Raw genomic sequence first — 24,831 nt, 5'->3', positions numbered from 1 at the left:
GATTGAGTAAAAAAAATAAAAACAAAACTAATGTTGACAAATTTCAAATATAAAATAATAACACTTTCAATAGTAATCGCTTGTATAAGCAGCGGTTGTAAATCTGGTGCATCACATTCACAAAAAGGAAAATCGGCTATTTTAAAAGAAAAAAACTTCAAACATTATGTTGATTATTTCAACACGATGGAAGATGAGAATTTAAAATTTGTGATTCCGAATGACAGTGCTTGGACTTGGATGGAAAAGAATATTCCGTTGTTTGAATGTCCGCAGCAGAATTTTGAGGAAATCTATTATTTCAGATGGTGGAGCGTTAGAAAACACATTAAAAATACACCGCAGGGATTTGCAATTACAGAGTTTTTGGTTGATCGTTCGTATGCTGATAAATACAATATGATCAGCTGTGCTTTGGGGCATCATATTAACGAATTCAGATGGGTTCATGATCCGCAGTATATTGAGCAGGATGTTCATTTATGGTTTAGAGGGAATGATGGTAAACCAATGAAAAAATTGCGAACTTTTAGCAGTTGGACGGCTGATGCTTTGTATAATAGATATTTAGTAAATAAAGACGAAAAGTTTTTATTGGATATGTATCCTGATTTATTTGCAGAATATATTGCTTGGGAAGAAGACAGACAACGAAAAGATGGTTTGTTTTGGCAATTTGATGTAAAAGACGGAATGGAAGAATCGCTTAGCGGAGCTAGAAAACTTAGAAATGCCCGCCCAACAATTAACAGTTATATGTTTGGAAATGCAGTAGCGTTGTCTAAAATAGCGGTTATGAAAGGCGATAAAGCAGGAGAAATAGTGTTCAAAGCTAGAGCTGCTGTTTTACAGCAATTAGTGGAAACCAAATTATGGAATCAGAAAAGCGAGTTTTTTGAAACTCTAACGGAAAAAGATACATTGGCTCAGGTTCGAGAAGCCATCGGATTTATTCCGTGGTATTTTAATCTTCCTGAAAAGGGAAAAGGTTTTGAGAAAGCCTGGGAGCAAATTAAGGACGAAAAAGGATTTTCGGCTCCGTTTGGTTTAACAACGGCAGAAAGAAGAAGTCCGCGTTTTAGAACACACGGAACCGGAACCTGCGAGTGGGACGGTGCGATTTGGCCATTTGCAAGTTCGCAGACGTTAACAGCTTTAGCCAATGTTTTAAATAATTACAACCAGAATTTTGTTGCGAAAACAGATTATTTCAAGCAAATGGATTTGTATGTGCAATCGCAATATTACCGCGGAAAACCCTATTTAGGAGAATATTTAGACGAAACAACGGGTTATTGGTTAATGGGCGACAGAGAACGCAGCCGTTATTATAATCATTCGACTTTCAACGATTTGGTAATTACCGGTTTGGTTGGTTTACGTCCGAGAGTTGATGAAAAAATAGAAGTAAATCCGTTGATTCCTCAAGAAAAATGGGATTGGTTTTGTTTGGATAATGTTTTGTATCATGGCAATATTATCACGATTCTTTGGGATAAAACAGGAGAAAAATATAAAAAAGGAAAAGGTTTCAGGATCTTTAAAAACGGGAAGGAAATTGCGACTTCTGAGAAATTGGAGCGTGTGATTTCTGAGTAAAATTTTTAGCCCACGGGTTTGACGGATTAAACAGGTTTGCGCTAATGTTTTAATCTAGTTGAGACAAAAAAAATCTATGTGCACTAGTTTAAATCAGTAAAATCAGTGGCCAAAAATCACCAGCATATTACATTACGCTTAAAACAATATTATGAAAAAGTTTTTTTTACATCTTACCTTAATCATTTCACTTTTTACATTTTCGGCGAAAGCCCAAAACAAAATCAGTGTGAGCGATTTAAAATGCGAAATGCTGACGAATCCGGAAGGAATTGATGTTTTACAGCCAAGATTGAGCTGGAAAATAAAAGCGAACGTAAATGATGTAAAACAAACTCATTATCAAATTTTAGCATCTTCATCTTTAGAAAAACTAACTGCAGGAAACGCAGATTTATGGGACAGCGGAAAAGTACAAAGTGACGAATCTGTAAATGTAATTTATAACGGAAAAAAACTAAATGATAGACAAGACGTTTATTGGAAAGTAATTGTTTTTACCAATAGAGGCGAAGTAAAATCGACAGAAACAGCACATTTCAGCATCGGAATTTTAACTTATTCTGAATGGAAATCTACACGCTGGATTGGTTATGAAAAAACGTCTCCGGGAGATAGTATTTCGCAGTATTCAAGATTATCGGCAAGATATTTACGAAAAGAAATCGACTTAAAAAAGAAAGTAAAAAGCGCCAAGGTTTATATCATGGGAATGGGCTTGTACGAGTTATATATCAACGGAAATAAAATTGGCGATCAGGTTTTAGCTCCTGTTCCTACGGATTATACTAAGAATGTAAAATACAATGTTTTTGATGTGACTTCGCAATTGCAGGAAGGTAGAAATGCATTGGGAACGATTTTAGGAAACGGACGTTTTTTTACCATGCGTCAGGATTATAAACCTTATAAAATCAAAACTTTTGGTTACCCGAAAATGGCTTTGCAGTTGTTTGTAGAATATGCTGATGGAAGCAAAGAAGTGATTAGAACCGATGATACTTGGAAAATTACAACTGATGGACCAATCTTATCTAACAACGAATACGACGGTGAAGAATATGATGCCCGTAAAGAAATGAAAGGCTGGAATACCATCAATTTTAATGATAAAAAATGGCTTTCGGCAGAATATGTTCAGGAACCGGGCGGATTCTATGAAGGACAGATGTCGGCGAATATGAAAATTAAACGCGAAGTAAAACCAATTTCAATCAAACAGACTCCAAAAGGAACTTATATCTTGGATATGGGACAGAATATGGTGGGATGGTTGCAATTAAAAGTAAAAGGAAATCCGGGCGATAAAATAACCATGAAATTTGCTGAATCTTTACAGGCAGATGGTTCGTTGTACATTGCGAATCTCCGTGATGCGAAAACGACTGATATTTATACTTTAAAAGGCGACGGTGAAGAAGTTTGGGAACCTCGTTTTATTTTTCACGGATTTCGATTTGTGGAGATTTCAGGTTTCAAAACCAAACCGACTTTAGAGAATTTCGTTGGAAAAGTGGTTTATGATGATATCGCTACAACGGGAACTTTTGATTCTTCAAACCCAATAATGAATCAGATTTTTAAGAATGCTTGGTGGGGAATCAGCGGGAATTATAAAGGAATGCCAATTGATTGTCCGCAACGAAATGAGCGTCAGCCTTGGTTGGGAGATAGAACAACTGGTGCTTACGGAGAAAGTTTTTTATTCGATAATCAGACTTTGTACGCAAAATGGTTAGATGATATTAAAAATGCTCAAACAATTGACGGCGGACTTCCGGATGTTGCGCCAGCTTTTTGGCGTTATTATGGCGATAATGTGACTTGGCCTGGAACGTATATCACAGTTGCGGATATGTTGTATCAACAATTTGGCGATAAAAAAGTGGTAGAAAAACAATATCCGTCTATGAAAAAATGGATGGATTATATGGAAGAAAACTATCTGGTTGATGATATTATGACCAAAGATAAATACGGTGATTGGTGTGTTCCACCAGAATCGTTGGAATTAATCCGTTCAAAAGATCCTTCTCGTTTAACAGACGGCGAATTGATTTCGAGTGCGTTTTATTATCAGCTTTTAAATATTATGAAAAAGTTTGCGGTAATCGCAAATTCACAAAATGATATTAAACATTACGACGAATTAGCTTTAAGGATCAAAAAAGCATTCAATGCCAAATATTTTAATACAGCAAAAAACAATTACGCCAATAATACCGTAACAGCCAATTTATTGCCATTGACTTTTGGAATGGTTTCTGAAGGATTAGAGCAAAAAGTTTTTGAAAACTTAGTGCATGAAGTTGAAGTGATTAAAAACGGTCATGTCAGCACTGGTGTTATCGGAACTCAGTTTTTAATGCGAACGTTAACCAATTTTGGTCGTGGCGATTTGGCCTTCAAATTAGCCTCAAACAAAACGTATCCAAGCTGGGGTTATATGGTTGAAAACGGTGCAACAACTATTTGGGAACTTTGGAACGGAAACACGGCTGATCCTGCTATGAATTCCCAAAATCACGTGATGCTATTAGGCGATTTATTGATTTGGTATTACGAAAATATGGCAGGAATTAAGAGCAATCCAGAAACTCCCGGTTTCAAACAAATCATTATGAAACCAGATTTTAATGCGGGATTAACTTATGTAAATGCTTCTTACGAATCGATTTATGGAACAATTAAAAGCGATTGGAAAAAAGATAAAAAAGCTTTGGTTTGGAATATTACCATTCCGGCAAATACTTCTGCAATAGTTTATCTTCCAAGAACTGATATTTCGGCTGTTTCAATTGATAAACAAAAATTAGATAAAACGTCGCATTCTTATAAAGCAGAAAAAAGTAATCTAGTTATTACACTTTCATCAGGTTCTTATATTTTAAACGTTAAATAGTCAGCATTTTCAACAATTCGGGACAGTACAGGATACATCTTTAATTTTTTAGTGTCATTTTTACATTTATTAAATAATTTTGTGCGAAAAATTATTAGTAATGTATTTATAATCAAAAATTTTAATTCATAATAAAATTAAAAATGAGAATAATAAAATTGACATTTGTCTTGTTTGGACTTTTCCTTTTAGGAAGTTGTAAATCGGCTTTAGAAAAAAAGACCTGGAAAGAGGGGATTTTGGTAGATGAATTTATTTATGATAAAGCGCCTTATCCGTCTTGCCACGCCGTTACAATTGTCGAAGCAACAAATGGCGATTTAGTTTCATCCTGGTTTGGAGGAACTGCAGAAAGAAATCCTGATGTCTGCATTTATGTAGCAATCAAACCTAAAGGAAGCGATAAATGGGGCGAAGGCGTAAAAGTAGCCGATGGCGTGATGAAAGAAGGACCGAGATTACCAACATGGAATCCGGTTTTATATCAAATTCAGGGTGGTGATTTAATATTATTCTACAAAATAGGGCCAAAACCATCTGAATGGTGGGGCGTAATCAGAACTTCATCTGATGGCGGAAAAACTTGGTCAGAGGCGCAAAAAATGCCAGACGGTTTCTTAGGGCCAATCAAAAATAAACCAGTTTTATTAAGTAACGGAACTTTATTATGTCCGTCAAGTATTGAAGGCGATGGCTGGAGACTTCGTATGGAATCTACTCCAGATTTCGGAAAAACCTGGATCATGGGTGATACACTTGCTAGAGGAAAACAAAAAATCAATGCGATTCAGCCAAGTATTTTATTTCATAAAGACGGAAGTATTCAGGCTATCGGAAGAACGAGAAACAGAGCTATTTTCAGTACATTTTCAAAAGACAACGGAAAAACATGGTCGGATGTAGAGTTAATCGGACTTCCAAATAACAATTCAGGAACAGATGCTGTAACACTTAAAGACGGAAGACATTTATTAGTTTACAATCACGTTCTTCCTCCGGGAAAAGAAGCAAAAGGGCCAAGAACGCCATTGAATGTTTCTGTTTCTAAAGATGGGATAAATTGGAACGCTGCTTTGGTTTTAGAAGATTCAAAAATCAGCCAATATTCATATCCATCCATAATTCAAAGTTCTGACGGAATGGTTCATATTGTTTACACTTGGAGAAGAGAAAAACTGAAATATGTAAAAATTGATCCAAGTAAACTGGTGGCGCTTCCAATTAAAAACGGAATCTGGCCGGGCGACGAAAACAAAGTTGTTACAGCAGTAAAAGCGGAAGAAGAGTAAAGAAAAGTTCGCCACGAATTTCACTAATTTCCACAAATTTTTTTAAATATTAATTCGTAAAAATTGGTGCAATTCTTGGCAAAAAATATAAAGCCACAGATTAAAAGGATTAAAATGATTTTTTGTTGTAGTTAATCTCCAAAATCTCCAAAATCTGCTCAATCTGCGAGAGTAAATTTTTTTCACGCTCCCGATAGCTATCGGGATAGCAGATCGAGCAGATTTTTTTAATCCATTTAATCTTTATAATCTGTGGCAAAAAAATATATAAGCATGAAATCTAAAATAAATTTATTTATTGCAATACTTGTTGTTTTATCAACAACATTTAATAGTTGTGTAACGGCTCAGTCTTCCAATAAAAAGCAAAAATACAAAGTAGCAGTTTGCGACTGGATGATTTTAAAAAGACAAAAATTAGGTGCTTTTGGTTTGGCAGCTGAATTAAAAGCTGATGGAATAGAACTGGATATGGGAGGTTTAGGAGCCCGTCCGACTTTTGACAGCAAATTAGGCGATCCAGTTGAAAGACAAAAGTTTTTAGATAAATCGAAAGAAACCGGAGTTGGAATCAGTTCTATTGCCATGTCAGGATTTTATGCACAGTCTTTTGCTACAAGAGAAATAACACCAATGATTACGGATTGTATTCAGACTATGAAAAACATGAAAGTAAAAGTGGCTTATCTTCCATTAGGAACACAGACAGATTTGGTTAAAAATCCGGAATTACGTCCAGAAGTGATTAAAAGACTGCAATGGGCAGGAAAAGAAGTCGGTAAAATTGGAGGGGTTATCGCAATTGAAACTTCTTTGAGTGCTACAGAAGAGAAAAAACTTTTAGACGAAGTGGGTTCAAAATACATTAAAAGCTCTTTCAATTTTGCCAATGCTTTAGATAATAAAAGAGATATTTCATCTGAATTGAAAATATTAGGAAAGAAATATTTAGCTCAGATTCACGCTTCAAATACTGATCAATTTTGGTTAGAAAACGACAAAGCAATCGATATGCCAAAAATCAAACAAACTTTGGACGAAATGAAATGGAGCGGATGGCTTATCGTAGAACGTTCTCGTGACGTAAGACAAGTGCATAATGTAAAAGCGAATTACGGTGCAAATGTGGCCTATTTAAAGAAGATTTTCCAAAACTAAAATCAAAAAATATCTGCTAAATCTGCGGGAAAAAAATACTCTCGCAGATTTAGCAGATCAAGCAGATTAATTCATTTTGCAGAATAAATCATATTACCATGAAATATTTACAATTACTTTTTTTATGTCTTTATGTCTCTTTCGCGACAGCACAAAACATCACTATTGTTAGTGATGCAACTTCGCCTAGAGCAAAATTCGGAGCAGAGAAATTATCAGAAACCCTTACTGCAAAAGGATTCAGCGTAACTTCTTCTGATAAATTCAAAAAATCAAAAGATAAAATAATTGTAATTGGAGAAAAAGGAACTGATTTCTGGAAACAAAATGCTAAAAGCGCTAAAATTGACGACAGTAAATTAGGTAAAAAAGAAGGCTTTCAAATTCGCACTCAAAAAAATATCATTTACATTGAAGGAGCAGACGCAAGTGGAACATTATACGGTGCATTAGAATTAACAGATAAAATTAAAGTCTCAGGAAAATTTCCTTCAGAAATTAATATTGAAGACAGTCCAGAAATGGTTTTGCGTGGAGCTTGTATCGGAATGCAGAAACCTGTTTATCTTCCGAGTCGTGACGTTTACGAATATCCATATACACCAGAAACTTTTCCATGGTTTTATGATAAAAAATTATGGGTAAAGTATTTAGATATGTTGGTAGAAAACCGTATGAACTCTTTATATTTATGGAACGGTCATCCTTTTGCTTCTTTAGTAAAATTAAAAGAATATCCGTTTGCGGTTGAAGTCAGCGACGAAGACTTCAAAAAGAACGAAGAAATCTATAAATTCTTAACTGTAGAAGCTAACAAACGTGGAATCTGGGTAATTCAGATGTTCTATAATATTATTGTTTCTAAGCCATTTGCAGAGCATTATAACATAAAAACACAAGATCGTTCAAGACCGATAACACCTTTATTGTCAGATTATACCAGAAAATCTATTGCTGCTTTCATCGAAAAATATCCAAATGTTGGTTTAATGGTTTGTTTGGGAGAAGCCATCAATACCGTTGATGATGATGTAGAATGGTTTACCAAAACGATTATTCCGGGTGTTCGTGACGGTTTACAAGCATTAGGAAAAACAGAAGAACCGCCAATTATTTTGCGTTCTCACGATACAGACGGACCTTTGGTTATGGAAAAATCACTTCCGTTATATAAAAACCTTTACACAGAAAGTAAATACACAGGAGAATCTTTAACGACGTATACGCCCGGCGGACCTTGGGGAGAAACGCACAAACAGTTGAGTGCTCTTAAATCGATTCATATTGAAAATGTTCACATTTTGGCTAATTTAGAACCTTTTAGATACGGGTCGCCAGATTTTATTCAGAAAACGGTAAAAGCGATGCACAGCGTTCACGGTGCTAATGCATTACACTTATATCCGCAGGCTTCTTATTGGGATTGGCCGTATTCGGCAGATAAAACAAAAACTGGAGAACGTTTACTTGAAATGGATCGTGACTGGATCTGGTACAAAGCCTGGGCTAGATATGCTTGGGATAGCAAAAGAGATAGAAATGAAGAAGTTAAATTCTGGGATAATGATTTAGCTGCAAAATTCGGAACGAGTCAAGAGGCAGCAAATAACATTTTAAAAGCCTACGAAGAAACAGGAGAAATTGCTCCAAAAACATTAAGACGATTCGGAATTACAGAAGGAAATCGTCAGACTTTATTGTTAGGAATGTTCGAAAGTCAGCTGGTAAATCCGTCAAAATGGAGAGTTTATCCGGGATTCCATGAATCTTGTGGACCAGCGGGCGAATTGCTTTTAGAATATGCTAAAAAAGAGTGGAATAAAGAAGCGCATTCGGGCGAACTTCCAACTCAGATTATTGCTGAAATTACAGAACATGGTAGATTAGCGGTTGAAGCCATCGACAAAGCTGAAGCAAGTGTAACGAAAGACAAAGAAGAATTTGAACGTCTTAAAAATGATATTCACGCCTATAAGGCTTTCGCCGATTTCTTTTCAGAAAAAGTAAAAGCAGCCTTATTAGTTTTAAGATACAGTTATTCCAACGATATTGCCGATTTAGATAAAGCTTTGCCTCATTTGGAAAAAAGCATCGAATACTATGAGTTATTGGTAAATCTGACGAAAGACACGTATTACTATGCAAATAGTATGCAGACTGCTCAACGTAGAATCCCAATTGGAGGTGACGACGGAAACAACAAAACTTGGGCTGAATTGTTACCACATTACGAACGTGAATTAGCTAATTTCAAAAGAAATCTAGAGAAGCTAAAATCTTCAAAAGATGGAAAAATTGAAACCAAAGAAGGAAAACCTTGGAAAACGGCAGAAGTAACTTTCATTGATGAAAAGCCTGGAACATATCTAGTTAAAACAGGAACAAAAGTTTACGGAACAGATATTTCTGAGTTAACTAAAATTGCTCCGGAGCTTCAAAACCTTAGAGGATATTCGTTTGTAGAAAACGATCAAAACGAAAAAGGAACACATTTGAAGTTTAGAAATACAAAAGCAGTTAAATTAGTTGTCGGGTATTTCAATTCAGATCAAAAGAGATTTTTATTACCGCCAAGTTTAGAAACCGATGCAGCAGGAAATGCGCACGGTCAAGCCGAAGTGATTCTAGCAAGTGCAATTAATTTAAAAGATTTACCACGTGTAAACATTCATACTTATACTTTCCAGCCAGGCGAGAATAAATTAGATTTAGGAAAAGGAAAAGTATTGATTTTAGGTTTCATCGATGCAGATCAAACGATAACGTCACGTGATGTTGGATATATTGATGCAGGAGAAAAAGCTGCTATAGACTGGTTGTTTTATTAATCTGCGTTCCTGCAAGGTTTTCAAAACCTTGTAGGTATTCTAAATGAATGTTAAAAAGTAAACCTACAAGGTTTTGAAAACCTTGCAGGAAATAGAAAATATGAATAGAATAGTTTTTTTTATTTTTTGTTTTTTTTCAAGTCTTTGCTTTGTTTGGAGTCAGAGCAAAGATTCGGGGAAGTTTCGTAAAGAAATTTCGCTGAATTCGTCTTGGGAAACCGTAATACTGGATAATCTTCCGCTGAAAGAAGAAGATTTTGTAGAAAATCCAAAAACTGATTCCAATTGGCAAAAGGTAAGTGTGCCTCACAATTGGGATCAGTATTATGGTTTCAGAAGAACAAAACATGGAAATTTACATGGTACTGCATGGTACAAAAAATCGCTAAAACTTGATAAAAAAGAGAGTTCAAAACAGCATTTTCTCTATTTCGAAGGTGTAAGTTCGTATGCGACTGTTTGGGTAAATGGCAAAAAAGTAGGCGAACACAAAGGCGGACGAACGACTTTTACACTAGATATTACAAAGTCAGTTTCTTTCGATAAAACAAATACAATTTTAGTTAAAGCAGCGCATCCATCCTTTATTGCAGATCTTCCCTGGGTTTGCGGTGGCTGTTCTGGAGAATGGGGATTTTCAGAAGGTTCTCAACCAATGGGAATTTTCAGACCAGTATCTTTGGTTATCACAAATGATGTTCGAATAGAACCTTTCGGCGTTCATATCTGGAACGATAAATCGGTTTCAAAACAAAAAGCTATTCTTCATGCAACAACCGAAATCAAGAATTACGGTACTTCAAACAGAAACTTAACGATTGAAAATATACTATTTGATGCTGCAGGAAAGAAAGTTGTTGAAACAAAAAGTGATATCAAAAACGTCTCTGTAGAAACAAAAGAAATAGTGCAGATACTTCCGGAAATTGTAAATCCAAAATTATGGTCGCCGTCAAATCCGTATTTGTATAAATTGGTGACTTCTGTTTATGAAAACGGAAAAATAATCGATCATTTAACAACTCCTTACGGAATTCGCTGGGTGAGCTGGCCTGTTAGTCGTGATGGAAAAGACAATCGTTTTTTTATTAATGATGAACCTGTTTTTATAAATGGCGTTTGCGAATATGAACACTTAATTGGAAACAGTCATTCGTTTTCTGATGAAATGATTCATTCCAGAATCGAGCAGATAAAAGCAGGCGGATTTAATGCTTTTAGAGAAGCGCATCAGCCTCATAATTTAAAATATCAGGAAGAATTAGATAAAAACGGAATTCTGTTTTGGAGTCAGTTTTCGGCACATATTTGGTACGATACGCCTGAGTTTAAAGAAAATTTTAAAACTCTGTTACGAGAATGGATTAAAGAGCGCAGGAACAGTCCTTCGGTTGTCATGTGGGGATTGCAGAATGAAAGTACAATTCCGAAGGAATTTGCAGAAGAATGCACAAAGATAATCCGCGAAATGGATCCGTTATCAGCTTCGCAACGCATTGTAACGACTTGTAACGGTGGAGAAGGAACAGATTGGAATGTCGTTCAAAACTGGTCAGGAACTTATGGCGGAGATCCGTTAAAATACCATTTAGAAATGACGACTCAGTTATTAAATGGTGAATACGGCGCATGGCGTTCTACCGATTTACATACCGAAGGTGAGTTTGATCAAAAAGGAACTTTGAGCGAAAACCGTTTTTCTCAGTTAATGGAAATTAAAGTCCGTGAAGCTGAATCTGTAAAAGATAAAATTGCCGGACAATTTAACTGGCTTTTTGCTTCGCATGAAAATCCGGGACGCGTACAAAATGGAGAAGGGTTTAGAGATATTGATAAAGTTGGACCGGTAAACTACAAAGGACTTTTTACGATTTGGGGCGAACCTCTGGATGCGTTTTATATGTACCGTGCTAATTATGTTTCAAACAAAACCAATCCGATGGTTTATATTGTTTCGCACACTTGGCCAAGCCGTTGGGAAAAACCGGGAATCAAAAACGGAATCGATATTTATTCGAATTGCGACGAAGTAGAATTGTTCAACGATGTGAATAAATCTTCTTTAGGGAAACTAAAAAATCCAGGAATAGGACAGCATTTTCAGTTTAATAATGTCAATATTCAATACAGTGTTTTATATGCTGTTGGATATGTGAATGGAAAGGCTGTTGCCAAAGATTATATCGTTTTAAATACACTTCCGAAAGCCCCAAACATTGATGCTTTAACAATGGATAAAACCGATATTACAAAAGCCAAAAGCGGCTATAATTACATTTACAGAGTAAATTGCGGTGGTTCTGAATTGACAGATTCTGCTGGAAATACATGGTTTAGCGATACTCATAAAAACGGACAGCATACTTGGGGATCTTTATCCTGGACAGATAATTTTGAGAAACTCCCAGACTTTTTTGCGAGCCAAAGAAGAATTTTTGATCCAATAAACGGTACAAAAGATCCAGAATTATTTCAAAGTTTTAGATATGGCGTTGACAAATTGCGTTATGAATTTCCTGCACCAGACGGAGAATATTTGGTAGAATTATATTTCACAGAACCGTGGTATGGAACCGGAGGCGGAATGGATTGCAAAGGCTGGCGTTTGTTTGACGTTGCCATCAACGAAAATGTGGTTTTAAAAGATTTTGATATTTGGGCAGAAGCTGGACATGATCATGCGCTGAAAAAAACATTTAAAGTAAAAAGTAAAAACGGAAAGATTGTGATTTCGTTTCCAAATGTAAAAGCTTCGCAGGCGATAATTTCGGCAATTGCAATTGCTACAAAAGATATTCATGCAAGACCAGCAGCCGAATCTCCAAAAAACATAGAAAATTATGTACAAGAGACTTATAATAAAAGCCGTAACACGATAGCTTCCTGGCTGGATATTAATTCAAAACAATATTCAGATTCGGATGTTGTTTTTACCGAATTGCCTTCTGAAGTTTTTGGTGCAGATTATTTACAATTTTCTGATCATTCTAAAATTAAAGGATCGTTTACGGCTAAAGAAGATTCGGATTTATATCTTTTTATAGATAATAAAAATTTGAATTTAGAGAAGTTTACAGATTATAAAAAGTTAGAAGAAAAAGCTAAAAACAGTAATCAAACCGAATTTATAATTTTTACTAAAAAGGTAAAAAAGGGCGAAAAAATTTCTTTTGATAATAGTGAAGAGATAACTACAATTGCGATCATTCCAACTTATGATATGGGCGAAAAAGACGATTCAAGGCCTGTAGTAATTATTGAAGCGGAAAATGCCAAAACCACGGGAATCGGAATTGAAAAAGGAAATTTCAAAAAAGCTGATTATATTGAGTTTACTCAAAAAGCAAATAACAGTATTCAGTTTGAAGTAAAACCAGGCGTTGCGGGAATTTATTTAATGCGATTTAAATTTATGAATAGAAATGAAACGCCATTAAAAGTCAAATTCAAAATGGAAGATGCGTACGGAATTTTAATGCGAAATGATATGATTGAGTTTTTTCCGTCGCCTGAAAAATGGAAGGTATTAAATACGACTTCTGGTGGATATATTAATGCAGGAACGTATAAAATAACTTTGGAAGGAGATGATTTGAAGGGATTGATGTTGGATAATTTTGAGTTTCAATAAATGGCGGTTTGCCACAAAGGCACAAAGGCGCAAAGGTTTTTTTAACGAATTTTGATTGTAGAGACGCACAGCAGTGCGTCTACGTTCCAATTGTCGATACTGTGTGTTAGACGCACTGCTGTGCGTCTCTACGGAAAAATGGATGTAAAAAAAATGGCAAATAATATCAACGCAAAGCATATCGTAGAGACGCACAGCAGTGCGTCTACGTTCCAAATGTTCATACTGTGTGTTAGACGCACTGCTGTGCGTCTCTACGGAGAAACTTTGTGGAGTTTCGAGCGTGGGCTTCGACTTCGCTCAGCCTGACAAAACGGTATCAAAAATAAGATTAGAATAAAAAACATATTTATGATTAAACATAAAAACATATTTCAAAAAGTTACAATTGCGTTGTTGTTTTCAATATCAATTTTTGCACAAAAACAAGCAAGAATTGTAGAAGACTTCAATAAAAACTGGAACTTCAAATTAGGAGATTATCCTGAAGCAGTCAATGCTAATTATAATGTGTCAGATTGGAGAATACTTCAACTGCCGCACGATTGGAGCATTGAAGGTACTTTTGACAAAGACAGCAAAACCAAACAAGCGCAAGGCTTTTTACCTGCGGGAAAAGGATGGTATCGTAAAGTTTTTACTATTCCAGCGAGTTGGAAAAGCAAAACGATTTCGATTGAATTTGACGGTGTTTTTAAGAATAGCGAAGTTTTCATTAATGGAAAATCATTAGGAATTCGTCCGAATGGTTATATCTCTTTTAGTTATGATTTGTCTCCGTATTTAAATTATGGACAAGCCAATACTATTGCTGTCAAAGTTGATAACGATGCTCAGCCAAACTCAAGATGGTATACAGGTTCTGGAATTTACAGAAATGTAAGATTGGTGACAAGTGAAAAATTGCATGTCGGAAAGTGGGGGACTTTTGTTACTACGCCTGAAGTTTCAACAAAGAAATCAAAAGTACATTTAGAAGTTACGATTGATAATGATAATGATACTGCCAGAGAATTTACATTGGTCACTTCTATTTTAGATGCAAAGAATAAAGAAGTAGCTAATAAGATTTCCACAGAGAAAATTGAAGCTAAAACATTTGAAACGAAGGTACATAATCTTGATGTTCTAGAGCCACAATTATGGAATACTGAAAATCCGTATTTGTATAAAGTAATTACTAAAATCTACGAGAAATCTCTACTAGTCGATAATTATGAAACGCCGCTCGGATTTAGATTTTTTAATTTCGATTCAGAGAAAGGGTTTTCATTAAATGGTGTTCCAACAAAAATATTAGGAGTTTGCCTGCATCATGATAATGGTGCTTTAGGTTCGGTAGAAAATATTCATGCGGTTAGAAGAAAACTGACTTTGATGAAAGAAATGGGAGCAAACGCAATCAGAATGTCACATAATCCGCATTCGTTGGAAATGATGCAATTGTGCGACGAAATGGGATTCATCGTTCAGGACGAAGCTTTTGACGTTTGGAAGAAGAAAAAAGTAACCAACGATTACCATAAAGATTGGGATGCCTGGCACAAACAAGATTTAGTAGATTTTATTAAAAGAGACCGTAATCATCCATCGGTTATGATGTGGAGTATTGGTAACGAAATCAGGGAACAATTTGATTCTACGGGAATTGCGATTACCAGAGAATTAGCTAAAATTGTAAAATCTTTAGACACAACACGTCCTGTAACTTCGGCTTTGACCGAAAATATTATTGAGAAGAATTTCATTTACCAATCAGGAGCTTTGGATCTTTTAGGATTTAATTATAAACACGAAGATTACAAAGATTTTCCGGAACGTTTTAAAGGACAGAAAATATTAGCTTCTGAAAGTGTTTCGGCTTTAGAAACCCGTGGACATTATGATTTTCCTGACGGAATTAAAGCCTGGCCAACCAAACACGGCGCTCCGTTTGACGGAAATGCCGATTGGACAGTTTCGGCTTACGATCAGGTGAAATCGTATTGGGGCGCAACACATGAAGAAAACTGGAAAACAATCAAAAAACAGGATTTCATGGCAGGAACTTTTATCTGGACAGGTTTTGATTATATCGGCGAACCCGATCCATATCCATATCCTGCAAGAAGTTCTTATTTCGGAATTGTTGATTTAGCGGGACTTCCAAAAGATGTTTATTATATGTACCAAAGTGAATGGTCTAACAAAACTGTTCTGCATATTTTCCCGCATTGGAACTGGAAAAAAGATCAGGAAGTTGATGTTTGGGCGTATTACAATAATGCTGATGAAGTGGAATTATTCTTAAACGGAAAATCTCTCGGCATAAAATCAAAACAAAATGATGATTTACATATTTCTTGGAAAGTAAAATTTGAACCGGGAACGTTAAAAGCAATTTCAAGAAAGAACGGAAAAGTTGTTTTAGAAAAGGAAATTCACACAGCTGGTGAAGCATTTAAAATAGATTTAAAAGCAGATAAAACTACCATTAAAAATGATACTTATGATTTGGTTTATGTAACGGTTTCAATAGTTGATGCAGCTGGAAACTTATTACCAAACGCTGCAGATTTAATCAATTTTGAAGTGACTGGCGGAGGAAAATTAGTTGGAGTCGATAATGGTTATCAAGCTAATTTAGATTCTTTTAAAGCGAATTCCTGCAAGCTTTTCAGTGGAAAATGTATTGCGATAATTCAATCGAATGGGAGGAAAGAAAATATTCAATTGAAAGCAACGACAGCTGGTTTACAAGCTTCTGTAATTGAGGTAAAAGTAAAGTAAATTCATCTCTCGCAAAGTCGCAGAGCCGCAAAGTTTTTTTGAACCATATAAGTTATATAAGTTAATTTAAGTTTTTTCTTAATTGGGCTTATATAACTTATATGGTTTATTTTTATGAAGCTTGAATAAAATTAGGTTTGCTATTTTTGTAGAATAAAACTTATATTAGCATTTGAAAATAATATAAAAGCCATCAAATGATTTGCACTATTTATTCACATCATTTAGGAATTCAAAAGATAAAAGAAATATTTCTATCTCATGTGCCTAAAGGAACTTTTTCAGGAACAAGTGAGTTTCTGGATTTTGAAATTAAAGGAGGAATATTAAGTCCTTCAAAAAAAATAAAAATTTCTTATAGACAAAGGGCAGTTCCATCGTATAAAATTCCTGAACTTGATGATTCGGATTTAACTGCCAATCTGAAAGGATTATATGGATTTGTAAATTCACTGCCAACTGTAAATGAAAAAGTAAAAGGTTTATTTCTTCATAAAATACAAACTATAAATTCTGAATTTTCAATTAGTCAGGAAAAAGGGGAGGTTAAAGAATTAAAAGCAATTTTAGCAGAAATTGCAAAAGAGTTTGATGCAATTGTATTTGTTGAGCCAGATGCTATTATCAGTAAATCGGATTCACAGCATTTTTTAGATAAAAATCTAAACCTGATTATTGATACAAACGGTAATTGTGAAATCGATGATTTGGGAGTAAGTATAAACTCTGAATATTTTGATAATGATCAGAGTCAATTAGACGAAGATCAAATAGCCAGAAAAGAAAAAAGCGAAAAAATCCTCGAAAAAGAAAATATAAAGATCAATATACATTTGCCATGCATTGAGTCTGAGAGTGAAACTACACTTAGAACACCTAAAAAAATTGCAGAAAGAGTCAGTGTATTGGCTATAACGAACTTAGTTGCATTTAATACTATTTCTGCTGAAGAAGCAGTTGAATATTTGCAGCATAATAAGCTTTGGGATTTTACGACCGATGGAGAAAAAGAATTTCTTACCGATCCTACCGAGGACAGAAAAATGTATGAAACATGGAAATGCGAAGGAATTTGGACTTTAATGTGGGCTTTGAATAAAGTTGAAAATTTAGATTTTCCGAGTGAATTTTGCAATCTGGAAAATATCAATTCTGATGATTATCCTGTTGGAAAAGATAAAGATCCTTTTGATTTTATTAATTCGATAAATTCAACACGAACGAAAAGCGAAATTTTAGATGCTGCCGATTTATATTACCGTTATAATTGGGCTTGTGTTGATGCAAGAATTAACGGAAAACAAATTGAAGCAATAAATCCGGGAATTGTTTATGAAAGGCAATATGCCCTAAACTGGCTTATAAACTATATGGATCAGGATTGGGATGATGTTACCTGCGATACTTAATAAGAATTAAAAATCAGCAATTATTTTATAACTGAATCTACAGGCTTAGCTAATATAAAATTTGGCTAAAGCCTTTTGTTTGGCTTTATATATCCTCCAGCTTTAGCTGGAGGCAATTAAAGACTTTGCGACTTAGCGTCTTTGCGAGATTAAAAACATAAAAGCTTAATTCATAAACTTATAACTCACAACTCATAATTGAACTTATAACTTATAAGAAAAATTCTTAGACTTAATAACCTTCCCATTATCCGTAATCATTACACAGCTGTAATCAGGGAATTTTTGAAGTAGGAGCAAACCTTCCTTTTGGCCTAAAACCATTAAAGAAGTACTTAATCCGTTTGCGGTTTCGGCGTTGGGACCAAAGACTGTCACACTGCATAAACCAGTTGCAGGATATCCGGTTGCAGGATTTATAATATGTGAATATCGTTTTCCGTTAAAGACAACGAATTTTTCATAACTGCCGGATGTTGTTACAGCACCTTGATTTAGTGGAACAACGGCCAAAACTTTTTCAGGTTTAAACGGATTTGTAATTCCTATTTTCCAAGGCTGTCCGTTAGGTTGTTTTCCCCAAGTACTCATATCTCCAGAACCGTTTATGATTCCGGCTTGAATACCTTTTGCAATCATCATGGCGCGGCATTTATCAGTTGCGTAGCCTTCGCCAAGAGCACCAAAACCAATTTTCATTCCTTTTAATTTTAGGAAGATTGTCGATTCAACGCTGTCCAGAATAATATTTTTATAGCCCACTTTCTCAACCGATTTTTTTATGGCTTCCGCCGAAGGCATTTCGGTCATTGATCCGTCAAATTTCCAGATTCTGTCCATGGCGGCAAAACTAACGTCGAAACCGCCATTTGTTATTTGAGATAATTTTATGGCTCTTTGTGTGAGTTCAAAAACTTCACGATCTACTTTTATGGGTTTTATTCCGGCATTTTGATTGACTTGAGAAACTTGAGAATCCGGTTTCCAGTCGGAGATTAAATTTTCAATTCGGGTAATTTCTGCAATTACTTCGTTGATGTTTTGCTCGGCAGTTAAAGAATCTTTGGCAACAATACTAATGTCAAAACGTCCTCCCATAAGTAAAGTTGTTCTTTTTCGTAATATTTGCGAATGTGCTGATAAACAACAGCTAATCGCAAAAACACATAAAACTTTATTTAGGAAAGATATCTTTGTCATAATTTTATTAATAGCAATCGGTTAATAATTGCCCACTTTCTTTATATTCTAGGAGACTTTTAGTTCCATTTGCAAGGCACAATTCATCCAGAATTGTTTCAACATCTTTTTGCATCGCAAGAGATCCGCAAATCATAATAACCCCGCCTTGTTTCAATAAATCAATAAAAAAAGCAGTATCCCTTTTTATTAAATCCATTACATAAATATGTTCTGCTTCGCGCGATAAAGCAACGTGAAAATTATCCAAATGTTCCTTTTGAATCATTATTCCGGCAAACTTTTTATAAGCCTGAAGTGTTGGTGTTTCCATTCTAAATCCGCTGTACAACTGTATTTCTTTCTTAGCACTATTTTGTTCGATCATTCCTAAGAAAGGCGCTATTCCGGTTCCGTTGGAAATGAAAGCCACTTTTGGAGCTTTATTCGGAAAATGAAAAGTTTTATTATTGATAATTCTGGCTTTAATTGTATCTCCAATTTCCAAATTATTTAAAAATCCAGAACCTAAGCCGTTTGGATGCAGTTTTACGACCAATTGTACGTTTCCGGAATGATTTCCGATAGAATAAAGACGTTCTCTTGAATCATTCGCCGGATAAATAGCCAGTAAATCACCCGAAGCAAATTTCGTTCTGCTATTGGCGCGTAAAGTCAATATAAAAGTATGTTCTGTATCAGAAATTGGCGTTTTATCTAAAACCATTAATTTCTGCAAACCTTTGGGGACATGATTGTATAAAGATGGAGTAGTGGCAAGCGGAATTTCAGCTTTGGCACTCCATAATTTTATCCATTCTACAAATTCTACAGCCGATTTATCATTAACTGTCTGTAAATCTAAAAAGCGTTCTGCCCAGCTTTGAGTTTCCAAAAACTGATCAATTTCAATTGCAAATTGGCAGAAATCCGAATATGATTTGGAACCGAAACCAACAACAGAGAATTTAATTTTCTGTTCCTGATTTTGTTTCTGTAAAAGTGCTTTAAATTTTGTTCCGTTTGATGGTGCATCTCCTAAACCGTGTGTTGATGAAAAAACAATAATATGTTCTGCTTTCGGGTAAACCGAAAAACTATTTAATTCTGCAATAAAAGCTTTTTTTCCGTGTCCGATTAGTTGTTTCAGAATCGCATTGGCAAATCTAAAAGAACTTCCGTTTTCAGAACCAACTAAAAGAATGTATTTACTTTCATTGGCTTTGAATTTATTTTTAATTCGGCTTGATCTTCTTTTTAAAGTAATAGCAAAACCAGAATAAATAAAGAAAAGGATATTGATACAGGCAATAGCCAAAATAACGGCCCAAATTCCGTTAATTCTTCCTGTATGAAGGTCAAGGCTTAAAGCTGCAAACTGAATTGTCTTTGGCGAAAGCTTTTCAGAAATAACAGTTCCATCAACCTGATTTACTTCAATTTCACGATCTTTAAGTTCAATGATATAATATTCTTCTGGATCATCAGTAAAAGGAAATTCGATTTTTTTTACGTCAGACAGCAATGTGGTTTTAAATATTGAAGTTTTTTTGGCTTCCGCCGAAAGCTCTGTTTTTACAGGTTTTGGTTTTTCTTCGCCCATAAAAAAGTTGAATCTTTCGAGCGATAAATACGTTCCGGTAAGTGCAATAATAAAAATCGGAATTAAAGCCAGACGTCCTAAAAGAACATGATAATACTGAGCAAAATATTCTTTTATAACTTTTGAAAAGAAATTACGGATTCCTCTTTGTCTTTTTAAAACCAATACAAAACCCGAAATGGAAATTAATAACAAACAAAAAGAGATTACGCCCACAAAAAAACGTCCGGTTTCATGAAGAAACAGCGAACGGTGAAAACCGGTAACCCATTGAATAAATTCGCTCTTTTTTTCAGGCTTTCCTAATGCTTTTCCGGTTTTGGGATCAATGTAAACATTAATATCATTTCCGTCTGCATCAATTGCCTGCAGCGTTACAAATTGATTATGATCGACACTTAATTCTGTAATTTCTGAATACTCTTTTTTCAATATTGGCAATGTTTCTCCCAACGTTATTTTATCAAAATTGGCAGCTTTATACGGAAGTGTTTTTTCCTGTACGGCATCGACAGCCAGAATGATTCCGGTAACAGATGCTAAAAGCAGAAATATCGAAGAAAATAAGGCTAAAGCCAAATGTGCGTAACGCCAGAAAGAAAGAGTCATTTAGTGTATTCTAGAAATGTAATAAAATATTTAAAGCTTTGCCAAAATTAAAAACTTTGACAAAGCCTGAATTCAAGTTTAAGCAGAAAAAATAAAATTCATGCTTATTATGAGGTTAAGAAATAATTACTAAAAATTATATTTTGTTTAGTCGTACATATTTGATGTACCCTTTTCCGTCTGTTTTATCAGCTAAACCTTCTGTTGAAAGCGGAATTTCAAGATCACTTACGTAATATTTCTGGTCTTCAACGGCAGTTTCAAAACGTAATTTGTAACCTTTATTGATTTTTGAATCTTCAATTTCTATTGTTGTTACGCTGCGATCTCCGCCAGTTACAGATGCGCCTGTTTTTGCACTGATATCTTCTCCTTTTTGAGCGTGAAATTTATTCCATTCTTTTAAAGATTTGTACCATTTTTTATCGTCGCCCATTACATAAAGCGTTTTTTCGTATCCGCCTGTTGGGTTAATAAGCGAAACTACGATATAGGCACCTTCTCCCATATAATTTGTCATTTGAAGCATGCATTTGTATTTACTTGATTGTGCATTTGCTTGTAAAGTAACAAGAAAGATAAGAGCGCTTGTAAGTACAATTTTGAATATTGATTTCATTTTTTAATTGGAATTTGGAATTTTATTTTTTGAATTTTAAGACTTATTTTAAAAAGTCAATTGATACGTTGTTTTTTGTAAGTAGTTCATTTTCTTTTGCCAAAGCATAAGCCGTTTCATCAAATTCTGTATTAATGTCTTTCTTTGCTCCGGCAGAAATAAGATATTTTAAAACTGCATCATCTTTAGATGTCATTGCCGCTCTGTGCAAAGCGGTTAAACCATCTTTGTTTTTAGCATTAATGTCTACTTTTAAATCTGTTATTTTTTTAAGAAGTGCGATATCATTTTTTGTAATTGCTAAATGATACAAAGTATTTCCGTCTTTTTGAGCTGTTGCTAAGTTTAATCCTTTGTCCTGAAGCAATTTTGCTTTTGCATCAAAAGGATCAGCAGTCGTTTCTTTTCCGGCAGGTTTGTATGATTGAACCAAATAAACACCTAAATTGTTTCCGTCTTTATCTTTTACATTTACATCGGCACCTTTATTTAAAAGTAAAGTTACAGCTTCTGGAGTTCCAGATCGTACTGCATTTGTTAAAGCCGATTCTCCCTTTAAGTTTTGTACATTAATATTTTTTGTTGTTGGAAGTAAAATTTCTAAAACCGCAGTTTCTTTAGCCGAAGCCGCAGCCATTAAAGGAGTATTTTCTTCTTTATCAGCTTTATTTGCATCGGCACCTTTGCTTAAAAAATATGTAACGATTTCAGCCTGATTTGGTTTTCCTGCTAAAATATGCAATACATTTTGTGCTGCTTTATTTTGCGCATTTGCTTTTAATTTTACTTCTTCAACTAAATATTTATAAGTTTCAATTGTATTGGTTTCTCTGCGGCTTCCTTGTGCAGCAGTAAAAAGCGCGTTATCATTTGGTTTTATTCCTTTTTCAATAAGTTTTTTCAGGAAAGGAATGTTTCCAGATCGTGCAGCGTATGTAAAAGCAGTATTTCCGTCACTATCAACATCTTTAAGAGATAATCCTTTTGTAGAAAAATATTCAGCAGCTTTTAAATCTTTATCAGAAGAAATGGCCAAAAGCAATAAGTTTGCTCCGTTTGCATATTTTTTCTTCGGATCGATTCCGGCTTTAAAGAAAGCTTCATATAAAGCAGGATTTGCCTGCCCGTTTGAAGCTGCAAAATCTGCAGGAGCTGTACCGTGGCTGTCTTCAAAATTAACGTCAGAACCTTTTTTAATTAAATATTCAACTAATTCTGTATTTCCTCTGTAAGCTGCCCAGTGTAAATATATACGATTGTCGTGCGTTAATTTTGTTATGGAATTTCCAGGCTGATCGATTAAGAATTTGATTGTTTCATTTGGAGCATCGTTGTTGATTGCCAGCGTAGTAACATCAAAAGCATTTATGTTAGCTTCTGCCGGATTGTTTCCTTTTGCTATTTCTGTTTTTACTGTTTCGACGTTTGGAGACGTTTTCCAGAATGATGCTTCTAAAAGTGTATTTTTTTGCTGTGCATTAACAAATGAAACAGCTGCAAATGCTAAAGAAATAAAAAGATTCTTTTTCATATTTTGTTATGTTGTTTATTGGAGTTCTTGTTCCAAAAATTATAGATGAGATTAAAGTCTATTTAGAATAAATCAAAATAATAGCAAATGTAAAGATTAATATTTTTATAGCAAGTTTTATTGCTTTTAAAAGTTTAATTCTAATGAATTTTAATCTAATCCTAAGTTTTCAATTGTCTTTTTTCTGCAACAGCTATTTTTCAAAATTGTAAGACAGCGGTTTTATATTTTGGTTTAATAAGTGTTTAATGTTTTTTATTATTTTAAATTTTAAATATCTGAAGATTAGTTTGTTAATATTTTTAAAAGTAGAACATTTTCTAAATTTCAGATTTTATTTTCTATCAGATGAAACTCTTTTAAGAGGAAATTTGACGTTTACTTTTGTTCAAATTTGAATCAAAAAAGTCCAAATTTGAATTTTGGATGTTAATAAGTGTTTTTCCATTCTACGGTTTTTTTTCAATTTTTATGTTGACAACTCTATTTAGATTTAGTATAAATAACTGGTATTTGGGCAACTACGAAAAATTATTTGCTTGTTAATAAATTGTTTTTTTAATGGTTTTCCATCTCATTTTTTCCTGTTGATAATTGTTCGGATTTTTAACATCAAAACCTAGTCTAAAGGAGAATCGTGGGTTAATTTTGTAGGTATAGAAAACGCAGTTCCCCACCTCAAATCCTGTAATTTTCTATTCTTACTTAGTCACCGTTAAATACTATATATATGTCTATATTTGATAAAAGAGTCAATTATAAACCTTTTGAATACCCGGAGGTTTTGCAATTTACAGAAGCGATAAATAAAGCGTATTGGGTTCATACAGAAGTTGATTTTACTGCTGATACTCAGGATTTTCATGCTCATTTAACAACAGCAGAAAAAACGGCTGTAAAAAATAGTTTACTGGCAATTGCACAGATTGAGGTAGCTGTAAAAAGTTTTTGGGGAAACATCTATGAACACTTTCCAAAACCTGAATTTAATGGTTTAGGAACCACTTTTGCTGAGTGTGAATTCAGACATTCTGAAGCCTATTCCCGTCTTCTTGAAGTATTAGGTTACAACGATGAATTTGAAAAACTTTTGGACGTTCCGGTTATTCGCAGACGTGTAGATTATCTTTCAAATGTTTTAAAAGATACGCGCTCTCAGGATAACAGAAAATATATGGTTTCGCTGATCTTATTCAGTATTTTAATTGAAAACGTTTCGCTTTTCAGCCAGTTTGCTATTCTGCTTTCTTTTACAAGATTTAAAGGTTACATGAAAAATGTAAGCAACATTATCGCATGGACTTCTATTGATGAACAGATCCATGCTAATGGGGGAATTTTCATCATCAATAAAATCAGAGAAGAATTTCCGGATTATTTTGATGCTGATACTTTAGAATTAATTAGAGAAACGGTTAAGGATTCTATTGCAGTCGAATCAGACATATTAGACTGGATATTTGAAGAAGGTGAAATTGAAAGTATTAAAAAAGGTGATTTAGTGAATTTTATGAAATTTAGACTTGACGAAAGTTTAAAACAAATTGGAATCCCAACCATATTCAACGTTAATATGGAAGATTACAAAGCTTTGGCCTGGTTTGAAGAAGAAGTTTTTGCAAACAGTCTGGATGATTTTTTTGCAAAACGTCCGGTAGAATATACCAAACACGATAAAAGTATTACGGCAAACGATCTTTTCTAA

General features: G+C 34.5%; 13 protein-coding genes. 9 read left to right on the top strand and 4 right to left on the bottom strand.

The features are described 5' to 3' along the window. Window positions 1-30: 30 nt before the first annotated feature. From NLJ00_RS20250 to NLJ00_RS20215, 8 genes are all read left to right on the top strand, one after another. Entirely contained in the window at window positions 31-1,599 is a 1,569-nt protein-coding gene (locus NLJ00_RS20250; protein WP_256635161.1) for an MGH1-like glycoside hydrolase domain-containing protein, read from the top strand. A gap of 151 nt (window positions 1,600-1,750) precedes the next feature. Continuing rightward, window positions 1,751-4,501, top strand: a complete 2,751-nt coding sequence (locus NLJ00_RS20245) for a glycoside hydrolase family 78 protein (protein ID WP_256635160.1) — start codon at window positions 1,751-1,753, stop codon at window positions 4,499-4,501. Between the two features lie 143 nt (window positions 4,502-4,644). Continuing rightward, the gene (locus NLJ00_RS20240; RefSeq protein ID WP_256635159.1) at window positions 4,645-5,790 is read left to right on the top strand and encodes a sialidase family protein; all 1,146 of its coding nucleotides are present in this window, start codon (window positions 4,645-4,647) and stop codon (window positions 5,788-5,790) included. Window positions 5,791-6,063: 273 nt separating this feature from the next. Beyond that, entirely contained in the window at window positions 6,064-6,948 is an 885-nt protein-coding gene (locus NLJ00_RS20235; RefSeq protein ID WP_256635158.1) for a sugar phosphate isomerase/epimerase family protein, read from the top strand. 98 nt (window positions 6,949-7,046) lie between these two features. Next, window positions 7,047-9,776, top strand: coding sequence for an alpha-d-galacturonidase (locus NLJ00_RS20230; protein ID WP_256635157.1), 2,730 nt, complete (start codon window positions 7,047-7,049; stop codon window positions 9,774-9,776). 100 nt (window positions 9,777-9,876) lie between these two features. After that, entirely contained in the window at window positions 9,877-13,407 is a 3,531-nt protein-coding gene (locus NLJ00_RS20225) for a malectin domain-containing carbohydrate-binding protein (protein ID WP_256635156.1), read from the top strand. A gap of 351 nt (window positions 13,408-13,758) precedes the next feature. Next, window positions 13,759-16,176 carry a sugar-binding domain-containing protein gene (locus tag NLJ00_RS20220; RefSeq protein WP_256635155.1) on the top strand — a complete coding sequence of 806 codons (2,418 nt, stop codon included), beginning with the start codon at window positions 13,759-13,761 and terminating at the stop codon, window positions 16,174-16,176. Between the two features lie 197 nt (window positions 16,177-16,373). Beyond that, window positions 16,374-17,585: a DUF4272 domain-containing protein gene (locus NLJ00_RS20215; RefSeq protein ID WP_256635154.1), complete on the top strand. Its 1,212-nt coding sequence runs from the start codon at window positions 16,374-16,376 to the stop codon at window positions 17,583-17,585. 204 nt (window positions 17,586-17,789) lie between these two features. Here the strand turns inward: NLJ00_RS20215 and NLJ00_RS20210 are convergent, their stop codons facing one another. The 4 genes from NLJ00_RS20210 to NLJ00_RS20195 all read right to left on the bottom strand — a co-directional run bounded on the left by NLJ00_RS20210 (window position 17,790) and on the right by NLJ00_RS20195 (window position 23,126). After that, complete coding sequence (locus tag NLJ00_RS20210; RefSeq protein WP_256635153.1) at window positions 17,790-18,785, bottom strand: FAD:protein FMN transferase; 996 nt, start codon at window positions 18,783-18,785, stop codon at window positions 17,790-17,792. A 7-nt stretch (window positions 18,786-18,792) separates the two neighbouring features. Further along, window positions 18,793-20,976, bottom strand: coding sequence for a PepSY domain-containing protein (locus NLJ00_RS20205; protein ID WP_256635152.1), 2,184 nt, complete (start codon window positions 20,974-20,976; stop codon window positions 18,793-18,795). Between the two features lie 136 nt (window positions 20,977-21,112). After that, complete coding sequence (locus tag NLJ00_RS20200) at window positions 21,113-21,595, bottom strand: DUF2271 domain-containing protein (RefSeq protein WP_256635151.1); 483 nt, start codon at window positions 21,593-21,595, stop codon at window positions 21,113-21,115. Window positions 21,596-21,638: 43 nt separating this feature from the next. Next, window positions 21,639-23,126 carry an ankyrin repeat domain-containing protein gene (locus NLJ00_RS20195; protein ID WP_256635150.1) on the bottom strand — a complete coding sequence of 496 codons (1,488 nt, stop codon included), beginning with the start codon at window positions 23,124-23,126 and terminating at the stop codon, window positions 21,639-21,641. Window positions 23,127-23,856: 730 nt separating this feature from the next. Here NLJ00_RS20195 and NLJ00_RS20190 point away from each other — a divergent pair. Beyond that, entirely contained in the window at window positions 23,857-24,831 is a 975-nt protein-coding gene (locus NLJ00_RS20190; RefSeq protein WP_256635149.1) for a ribonucleotide-diphosphate reductase subunit beta, read from the top strand.

The organism is Flavobacterium panici, from assembly GCF_024499525.1.
GTDB classification, from domain to species: domain Bacteria; phylum Bacteroidota; class Bacteroidia; order Flavobacteriales; family Flavobacteriaceae; genus Flavobacterium; species Flavobacterium panici.
The sequence above is the reverse complement of the archived record's forward strand: the minus strand, read 5'-3'. Positions and strand labels throughout refer to the sequence as shown.